General features: G+C 59.1%; 9 protein-coding genes. 3 read left to right on the forward strand and 6 right to left on the reverse strand.

Translation table 11 applies throughout. The annotated features are described in order from the left end of the window. Positions 1-49: 49 nt before the first annotated feature. The 6 genes from PQU95_RS09050 to PQU95_RS09075 form a co-directional block, all read right to left on the reverse strand. Positions 50-298, reverse strand: a complete 249-nt coding sequence (locus PQU95_RS09050; RefSeq protein ID WP_272751687.1) for an FAD assembly factor SdhE — start codon at positions 296-298, stop codon at positions 50-52. Then, positions 295-999 carry a succinate dehydrogenase iron-sulfur subunit gene (locus PQU95_RS09055; protein ID WP_017506946.1) on the reverse strand — a complete coding sequence of 235 codons (705 nt, stop codon included), beginning with the start codon at positions 997-999 and terminating at the stop codon, positions 295-297. Before PQU95_RS09055 ends, PQU95_RS09050 begins: the two co-directional genes overlap by 4 nt. A gap of 20 nt (positions 1000-1019) precedes the next feature. After that, on the reverse strand, positions 1020-2786 hold the full coding sequence (gene sdhA, locus PQU95_RS09060) for a succinate dehydrogenase flavoprotein subunit (protein WP_272751688.1): 1767 nt from the start codon (positions 2784-2786) through the stop codon (positions 1020-1022). Beyond that, positions 2786-3130 carry a succinate dehydrogenase, hydrophobic membrane anchor protein gene (sdhD, locus tag PQU95_RS09065; RefSeq protein WP_147692516.1) on the reverse strand — a complete coding sequence of 115 codons (345 nt, stop codon included), beginning with the start codon at positions 3128-3130 and terminating at the stop codon, positions 2786-2788. The genes sdhA and sdhD overlap by 1 nt, the downstream gene beginning before the upstream one ends. Next, positions 3124-3498, reverse strand: coding sequence for a succinate dehydrogenase, cytochrome b556 subunit (gene sdhC, locus PQU95_RS09070; protein ID WP_026107608.1), 375 nt, complete (start codon positions 3496-3498; stop codon positions 3124-3126). The genes sdhD and sdhC overlap by 7 nt, the downstream gene beginning before the upstream one ends. Before the next feature lie 222 nt (positions 3499-3720). After that, complete coding sequence (locus PQU95_RS09075) at positions 3721-4449, reverse strand: GntR family transcriptional regulator (protein ID WP_017506941.1); 729 nt, start codon at positions 4447-4449, stop codon at positions 3721-3723. A gap of 211 nt (positions 4450-4660) precedes the next feature. On the opposite strand from PQU95_RS09075, the gene PQU95_RS09080 reads away from it, so the two are divergent. From PQU95_RS09080 to lysS, 3 genes are all read left to right on the forward strand, one after another. Then, the gene (locus tag PQU95_RS09080) at positions 4661-5641 is read left to right on the forward strand and encodes a malate dehydrogenase (RefSeq protein WP_147692519.1); all 981 of its coding nucleotides are present in this window, start codon (positions 4661-4663) and stop codon (positions 5639-5641) included. A 108-nt stretch (positions 5642-5749) separates the two neighbouring features. Further along, positions 5750-6854, forward strand: a protein-coding gene (gene prfB / locus PQU95_RS09085) for a peptide chain release factor 2 (protein WP_227305294.1) whose coding sequence is annotated in 2 segments (ribosomal slippage) — positions 5750-5830 and positions 5832-6854 — 1104 coding nt in all. Because the reading frame shifts where the segments join, the coding sequence is not laid out codon by codon here. 59 nt (positions 6855-6913) lie between these two features. Further along, entirely contained in the window at positions 6914-8422 is a 1509-nt protein-coding gene (gene lysS, locus PQU95_RS09090; RefSeq protein WP_272751689.1) for a lysine--tRNA ligase, read from the forward strand. The last annotated feature ends 315 nt before the right edge of the window (positions 8423-8737 follow it).

Genomic DNA, 8737 nt, shown 5'->3' on the forward strand with positions numbered 1-8737 from the left:
TCCCAGTTCAGTTTGTGGTCGTTGTAATTTGTTTTGCTGCTTGCAGGCCTCAAACCGCCCGCAAAATCCCGATGATGTGTGCCAGCTCGGGATCGTCTACTTCCGCCTTGCCGTTTACGTAGTCCAGGAAGTCGTTATCGCCCAGCTCCAGGCACTTCCTGTACGCGGCAAGCTCGTCCGTGGTGAGCTGGTCAAAGCCATTGGCCAGAAAACGCTCCAGCACAATGTCCAGCTCCAGCAAACCACGGCGCGAGCGCCAGCGGATCCGTTTTATTTCAACCGGATCGATGTCGGTCATACGGCACGCTTAACCATCATGTCTTTGATCTTGCCGATCGCCTTGGTCGGGTTCAGACCTTTCGGGCACACATCCACGCAGTTCATGATGGTGTGGCAACGGAACAGGCGATACGGGTCTTCCAGGTTGTCCAGACGCTCGTTGGTGGCCAGATCGCGGGTATCCGCGATAAAGCGGTAGGCGGCCAGCAGGCCGGCCGGGCCAACGAATTTGTCCGGGTTCCACCAGAAAGACGGGCAGGAGGTAGAGCAACAGGCGCACAGAATGCACTCGTACAGGCCGTCCAGCTCCAGACGGTCTTCCGGCGATTGCAGGCGCTCGCGCTCTGGCGGCGGCGTGTCGTTGATCACGTAAGGCTTGATCGAGTGGTACTGCTTGAAGAACTGGGTCATGTCCACGATCAGATCGCGGATAACCGGCAGGCCAGGCAGCGGGCGCAGCTCGATAGGCTGTTTCAGGTCAGCCCAGTTGGTCACGCAGGCCAGGCCGTTCTTGCCGTTGATGTTCATGGCGTCAGAGCCACAAATACCTTCGCGGCAGGAGCGACGGAACGACAGGGTGTCGTCCATGGCTTTGAGCTTGACGATCACGTCCAGCAGTTTTACGTCGTTCGGGCCCAGCTCGATCTCGTAATCCTGCATGTACGGCTTGGCGTCCTTGTCCGGATCGTAGCGGTAAATGGAAAAACGGGCTTTGGTCATCTTGATCTCCTGGTCGCCGCTTAGAAAGTACGCTCTTTCGGCGGGATGTAATCCACCGACAACGGTTTGGTGTGCACGGGCTTGTAGGTCAGGCGACGGTCATCGCCGTAGTACAGGGTGTGCTTCATCCATACCTCGTCGTCGCGCTGCTGGAAGTCGGCGTGGGCGTGAGCGCCACGGGACTCTTTACGCGCATCGGCGGAGATCAGGGTAGCCACAGCCACTTCGATCAGGTTTTCCAGCTCCAGCGCCTCGACACGTGCGGTGTTGAAGACTTTGGATTTGTCCTTGATCTGGATGCGTTTTACGCGCTCTGCCACTTCCTGGATTTCCTTCACGCCCTGCGCCAGGTTTTCCGAGTTACGGAACACGGCAGCACGCGCCTGAACGGTACGCTGCATGGCGGTACGCACTTCAGTCACGTCTTCGCCGTTGGTCTGGTTGTCCAGGCGGCTGATACGGGCCAGGGAACGCTCGGCGGCGTTGGCCGGCAGCGGTTTCCAGGTAGGCATTTCGTTGCGGATGAACTCGACCATGCTGTCGCCGGCCGATTTGCCGAATACCACCAGGTCCAGCAGGGAGTTGGTACCCAGACGGTTAGCACCGTGTACGGATGCGCAAGCGCATTCGCCAGCGGCGTAGAAGCCGTTCACGCGGGCTTCCGGGTTGTCGCCTTGCGGGATCACCACTTCGCCGCGGTAGTTGGTCGGAATACCGCCCATCATGTAGTGGCAAGTCGGGATAACCGGGATCGGTTCCTTGATCGGGTCTACACCGGCAAACTTGATGGCGATCTCGCGAATGCCAGGCAAGCGCTGTTTGATGATGTCCGGACCCAGATGGTCCAGCTTCAGCAGCACGTAGTCCTTGTTCGGGCCGCAACCACGGCCTTCCAGCACTTCCTGCTCCATCGAGCGGGCCACGAAGTCGCGCGGGGCCAGATCTTTCAGGTTAGGTGCGTAGCGCTCCATGAAGCGCTCGCCGTTGGCGTTCAGCAGGATACCGCCTTCGCCACGTACACCTTCGGTAATCAGTACACCGGCACCAGCTACGCCAGTCGGGTGGAACTGCCAGAACTCCATGTCTTCCAGCGGGATGCCTGCGCGAACGCACATACCCAGGCCATCACCGGTGTTGATGAAGGCATTGGTGGAAGCGGCATAGATGCGGCCGGCGCCGCCGGTAGCAAACAGCACGGCTTTGGCGTGGAAAATGTAAACCTCGCCGGTTTCCATTTCCAGGGCGGTAACACCTACTACATCGCCAGCTTCGTCACGGATCAGGTCCAACGCCATCCACTCGACAAAGAACTGGGTATTGGCGCGCACGTTACGCTGGTACAGCGTGTGCAGCATGGCGTGGCCGGTACGGTCGGCGGCGGCACAGGCGCGCTGAACCGGGGTTTCACCGTTGTTCTGGGTGTGGCCGCCAAACGGGCGCTGGTAGATCTTGCCGTTTTCCAGACGGTCGAACGGCATGCCGAAGTGTTCCAGCTCGATCACGGCTTCCGGTGCCTTGCGGCACATGAACTCGATGGCATCCTGGTCGCCCAGCCAGTCCGACCCTTTTACGGTGTCGTACATATGCCATTCCCAGCGGTCTTCCTGCACGTTGCCCAGCGAGGCGGAGATACCACCTTGAGCAGCAACGGTGTGCGAACGGGTCGGGAATACTTTGGAAAGTACGGCAGTTTTCAGGCCGGACTCGGACAGTTGCAAAGCAGCACGCATACCTGCGCCGCCGCCGCCAACAATTACTGCATCAAATCGACGAACGGGTACAGTCATTACAGCCCCCATACAACCTTAAGCGAATAAATAAAACAGGACACCAGCCACACTGCCGTTACGGAGTGCAGGGTCAGGCGAACGCCTACCGGCTTGATGTAGTCCATCCACAGGTCACGAATACCTACCCAGGCGTGCAGGAACAGCGCCAGCAGGGTAGTTTGGGTCAGAACCTTTACCCAGGTCAGGCTGAACAGGGCTTTCCAGCCTTCGTAGCCGGCCGGCATGGCCAGCAGGAACAGCACCAGCATGACGGTGTAAGCCAGCATGATCACGGCAGTCACACGCTGCATGATCCAGTCGCGCAGGCCGTAGTGAGCACCAACGACGTTGCGGTTTACCATAGGATGGCCCCCAGAATCACAGTCAGAGACAGGCTGACTACCAGTACCAGCTTGGCAGTAGCGCGGGCGGTCTGCAGTTCCAGACCTTTATGGATATCGAGCAGCAGGAAACGGATGCCGGCTACTGCGTGATGCAGGAATGCCCACAGGAAGCCGATCAGGATCAGTTTCATCAGGGGATGGGCAACTACGGCGCGATAGCTGTCGAAGGTTTCTGCGGAACTGAGCGAACCGCTCAGAAGATAGATCAGGAGTGGCAGCGAGAAAAACAGTGCCACACCGCTGATTCGGTGCAGGATCGAGACGATGCCCGGAAGAGGCAGCCTGATCTTGCCCAGATCTAAGTGCTTAGGTCGTTGCTTCTGCATAGAGCTTCCTTGGATGTGCATGTACCAAGTGGTTATACCCGGCCCCCACCATGGTTGCAGGGGCCATCGGAACAGGAGCCAGCACAGCACTCCCACCCATCAAAACATGTCGAACCGATGCTGCAGGTGCAACATGTCCCTGAGATTCTATCAAAACCGCGCCCTGCTGCGGACGCCAAACAGTCTGACAAAGACCATCCAGCCACAAAATCAGCCCCAGAATCAGGGATTTCCCTGACGGATCAAGCCGAATTTGTCGGTCACGCACCAGCGCTCGCGCCACTCCACCGGCACGCCCTGCATATCGCAAGACAGCCGCAAATACTGCAGTAACGGCACACCGTCGGCCACGGCCAGCAGCTGCATTTCTTCGCGGCCAGGCAAAATTGCCCGCCACTGCTCGGCCTGCACCCGCAAGCGCACGCCAAAGTGCTGCTGCAGTAGCGACCACACACCGGGCATCTGGCGCAGCCAGCGCGTATCGATGGCGTCAAAACGTTCTACCGGCAGCATCACGTCGTCCAGCGCCACCACCTGCCCCTGCATGCGCCACAGCATGCGTATGCGGTGCAGTGGCGCACTACGGCGCAAACCCATGGCTGCGGCCAACTCCTCGTGCGCGTGTACACGGCTGACGCCCAGAAACTCGCGCAGCAGGCGATCCGGCTTTTCAGCCAGCAAACCCGGTGACACCATCGCCAGGCCGGCCCAGTCATCCAGCGGTGCCGACACAAACGTGCCCCTGCCCTGCTGGCGGTATAGCACACCGTCGTTGACCAGTTCGGTCAAAGCCTTGCGTACCGTACCCTGGCTTACCGCAAACTGGTCTGCCAGATCCCATTCGCTGGGGAGCAGCTCGTTACTGGCCCACTCGCCCTCGGCAATACGTTCCAGCACCTGCAGCTTTACCTGCTGGTAAAGCGGTAATCGATGTAGCGACTTGGCGTGCATGTGTTCTTTTTAACATCAAATAAATCAAGCGTAAAGGTTAGTCTTATATAAGACATAAGACAAGCCCCAGCCATGCTGCGCCGCATCACCCGCCTTGATGCCCACAAATTGAACTTGGCGTGCTACACTCGAAGCCAGTATTGCAAAGCAGCATGCGCAAGGAAGAGCATGCGCTACGCATCCATCGCCAAGTCCAAAGGAGAGTACATCGATGAAAGCCCCCGTTCGCGTTGCCGTTACTGGTGCAGCCGGTCAGATTGGTTACAGCCTGTTGTTCCGCATTGCCAGTGGCGAAATGCTGGGTAAAGACCAACCGGTCATCCTGCAGCTGCTGGACCTGCCACAGGCACAAACCGCTGTAAAAGGCGTGATGATGGAGCTGGAAGACTGTGCCTTCCCGCTGCTGGCCGGCATGGTCGCTACCGATGACCCGGAAGTGGCTTTCAAGGATGTACAAGTAGCCCTGCTGGTAGGCGCCCGCCCACGCAGCAAAGGCATGGAACGCAAAGACCTGCTGACCGCCAACGCCGAGATCTTCACTGTACAAGGCGCAGCCCTGAACAAAGTGGCAGACCGCAACGTGAAAGTACTGGTAGTAGGCAACCCGGCCAACACCAACGCCTACATCGCCATGAAGTCGGCTCCGGACCTGAACCCGAACAACTTCACCGCCATGTTGCGCCTGGACCACAACCGCGCCCTGTCGCAGCTGGCTGCCAAAACCGGCAAAGCCGTGGCCGACATCGAAAAACTGGCCGTATGGGGCAACCACTCCCCAACCATGTACGCTGACTACCGCTACGCCACCATCAATGGCGAATCGGTAAAAGACATGATCAACGACCACGAATGGAACCGCGACGTGTTCCTGCCTACCGTAGGCAAACGTGGCGCTGCCATCATCGAAGCCCGTGGCTTGTCGTCTGCTGCTTCTGCGGCCAACGCTGCCATCGACCACATCCGCGACTGGGCACTGGGCACCAACGGCAAATGGGTTACCATGGGTATCCCGTCCGATGGCTCCTACGGTATTCCGAAAGACGTGATGTTCGGCTTCCCGGTAACCTGCGAAAACGGCCAGTACACCATTGTACAAGGCCTGGAAATCGACGAATTCAGCCGTAGCTGCATCAACGTTACCCTGAACGAACTGGAAGAAGAGCGCGCCGGCGTAGCCCACCTGCTGGGTTAATGAGCTAGCCATTCAGCCCAAAGCGCACCGCAAGGTGCGCTTTTTGTCTTTACTGAAATACCCTGTCATCTTGTTTATATTGCTCTTTTTGGAGGTCGCAATACCATGATTGAAGCTGAAGTACTCAATCAAATTCAGGCTCAGATCGACGATCTGACTACCCGCAACACCGATATCCGGGGGTATCTTTGACTACGACGGTAAAAAAGACCGTCTGGAAGAAGTAAGCCGCCTCACCGAAGACCCCGATATCTGGAACGACCCCAAAAAGGCGCAAGAACTCGGCCGTGAACGCAAGCAGCTGGAAGACGTGGTACTGGTGATCGAAGGCATCGCCAACACCCTGGCCGACTGCGGCGAGCTGTTTGAAATGGGCAAGGCCGAAGAAGATGACGACACCATCCTGGCGGTAAAAGCCGACCTGGACGCCGTGGAAGAAAAGCTGGCCAAGCTGGAATTCCGCCGCATGTTCCACGACCCGATGGACCCGAACAACTGCTTCCTGGACATCCAGGCCGGCGCCGGCGGTACCGAGGCGCAAGACTGGGCGGGCATGCTGCTGCGCATGTACGTGCGCTACGCCGAACGCAAGGGCTTCAAGGTAGAGATCCTGGAAGAATCCGAAGGCGAAGTGGCCGGCATCAGCAGCGCCACCATCAAGATCGAAGGCGAATACGCCTACGGCCTGCTGCGCACCGAAGTGGGCGTACACCGCCTGGTGCGCGTGTCGCCGTTCGACTCCAACGCGCGCCGCCACACCTCGTTCTGCTCCGTGTTCGTGTACCCGGAAGTAGACGACAGCTTCGAGATCACCATCAACCCGGCTGATGTGCGTACCGACACCTACCGCGCCAGCGGTGCAGGTGGCCAGCACATCAACAAAACCGACTCCGCCGTACGCCTGACCCACGCCCCTACCGGCATTGTGGTGCAGTGCCAGAACGACCGTTCGCAGCACCGCAACCGTGACGAAGCCTGGCAGATGCTGCGCGCCAAGCTGTACGAGCGCGAACTGAAATTGCGTAACGAAGCCAAGCAATCGCTGGAAGACAGCAAGACCGACGTAGGCTGGGGTCACCAGATCCGCTCCTACGTATTCGACCAGTCGCGCATCAAGGATCTGCGCACCAGCTACGAGGTAGGCAACATCAAAGCCGTGATGGACGGCGACCTCGACGGCTTTATCGAAGCCAGCCTGAAACAAGGCGTGTAAGCCATACCCAAGGTTGGCCGCAGGACAGCGGCCAACCTTTTACATTAACGGAGATCCCCATGTCGGAACAAGAATCCAGCCTGCAGCAGCACGACGAAAACCACATCATGGCCGAGCGCCGTGAAAAACTGAAAGCCATCCGCGAAGCCGGTGTGGCCTTCCCCAACGACTTCAAGCGCGAACACCTCAGCGGCGACCTGCACGCCGCCTACAACGACAAGAGCAAAGAAGAGCTCGAGCCGCTGAACATCCAGGTAGCCGTAGCCGGCCGCATGATGCTCAAGCGCGTGATGGGCAAAGCCAGCTTCGCCACCCTGCAAGACGTGGCCGGCCAGATTCAGCTGTACATCAACGACCAGGGCGTCGGCGCCGACATCCACGCCGCCTTCAAACACTGGGACATGGGCGATATCCTGTCCGCCAAAGGCACCCTGTTCAAAACCAACAAAGGCGAGCTGTCGGTAAACGTATCCGAGCTGCGCCTGCTGTCCAAATCGCTGCGCCCGCTGCCGGACAAATTCCACGGCATGACCGACCAGGAACAGAAATACCGCCAGCGCTACGTTGACCTGATCATGAGCGAAGAGAGCCGCAGCACCTTCATCAAGCGCTCCAAGATCGTACAAACCGTGCGCGACGTGATGGTAGGCCAAGGCTACCTGGAAGTAGAAACCCCGATGATGCACCCCATCCCGGGCGGCGCCGCAGCCAAGCCGTTTACCACCCACCACAACGCCCTGGACATGCCTCTGTACCTGCGCATTGCCCCGGAGCTGTACCTGAAACGCCTGGTGGTAGGCGGCCTGGAGCGCGTGTTCGAGATTAACCGCAACTTCCGTAACGAGGGGATGAGCACCCGCCACAACCCCGAGTTCACCATGATCGAATTCTACGAAGCCTACAGCGACTACCAGCGCATGATGGAGATGACCGAAAACATCATCCGCCAATGCGCCATCACCGCCACCGGCAGCACCACCGTGACCTACGGCGGCAAAGAAGTGGATCTGGGCAAGCCGTTTGACCGCTTCACCATCGTGGGCGCCATCCAGCACTACAACCCGCAATACACCAACGAACAGCTGGCCGACGCCGAATGGGTTGCCGCCGAGATCAAGCGCCTGGGCGGCAAGCTGCCACCGGCACCTGGCCTGGGCAGCCTGCAGCTGGCGCTGTTTGAAGAATGTGCGGAAAGCCTGCTGTGGAACCCGACCTTCATCATCGACTACCCGGTGGAAGTGTCCCCGCTGGCACGCGGCTCCGACGCCGACGCCAACATCACCGAGCGCTTCGAGCTGTTCATCGTGGGCCGCGAACACGCCAACGGCTACTCCGAGTTGAACGACCCGGAAGACCAGGCCAACCGCTTCCTGTCCCAGGTAGCGCAGAAAGACGCCGGCGACGACGAAGCCATGCACTTCGACGCCGACTACATCCGCGCCATGGAATACGGCCTGCCGCCGACCGGCGGCTGCGGCATCGGCATCGACCGCCTGGTAATGCTGCTGACCGACGCCCCGTCCATCCGCGACGTGATCCTGTTCCCGCAAATGCGCCACGAAGCCTAAGCCTTGCCGGCCAAGGCCTACGCCCAACCCCGCCTCGCCCGCGCGACGCGGGTTTTTTCATGCCCAGATTCTGCTGCGGCAAGCGCGCATGCCTAACTGTTGCATCCCTGACGATCATATAAGCAATCGGCTACTCAAACTGAACACAGCACGAGAAGTCATGGGTATCCTGCTACAACTCTCCCGAGCACCCAATCCATGATCGTCAAACTGCACAAACAAGCCCGCACCACCCCCGCCATCCGCGAGGAAATCAAACACGCCGTCGGCACGCTTACCGAGTTGGCCGCACGCTTCAATGTCAGCATCCACACC

The organism is Vogesella aquatica, assembly GCF_028548455.1.
Lineage (GTDB): Bacteria > Pseudomonadota > Gammaproteobacteria > Burkholderiales > Chromobacteriaceae > Vogesella > Vogesella aquatica.

Bases quoted from the DNA above. Each gene is read 5' to 3' on its own strand.
- PQU95_RS09050 (WP_272751687.1), bottom strand. From the start codon at position 298: ATGACCGACATCGATCCGGTTGAAATAAAACGGATCCGCTGGCGCTCG.
- PQU95_RS09055 (WP_017506946.1), bottom strand. From the start codon at position 999: ATGACCAAAGCCCGTTTTTCCATTTACCGCTACGATCCGGACAAGGAC.
- sdhA (WP_272751688.1), bottom strand. From the start codon at position 2,786: ATGACTGTACCCGTTCGTCGATTTGATGCAGTAATTGTTGGCGGCGGC.
- sdhD (WP_147692516.1), bottom strand. From the start codon at position 3,130: ATGGTAAACCGCAACGTCGTTGGTGCTCACTACGGCCTGCGCGACTGG.
- sdhC (WP_026107608.1), bottom strand. From the start codon at position 3,498: ATGCAGAAGCAACGACCTAAGCACTTAGATCTGGGCAAGATCAGGCTG.
- PQU95_RS09075 (WP_017506941.1), bottom strand. From the start codon at position 4,449: ATGCACGCCAAGTCGCTACATCGATTACCGCTTTACCAGCAGGTAAAG.
- PQU95_RS09080 (WP_147692519.1), top strand. From the start codon at position 4,661: ATGAAAGCCCCCGTTCGCGTTGCCGTTACTGGTGCAGCCGGTCAGATT.
- lysS (WP_272751689.1), top strand. From the start codon at position 6,914: ATGTCGGAACAAGAATCCAGCCTGCAGCAGCACGACGAAAACCACATC.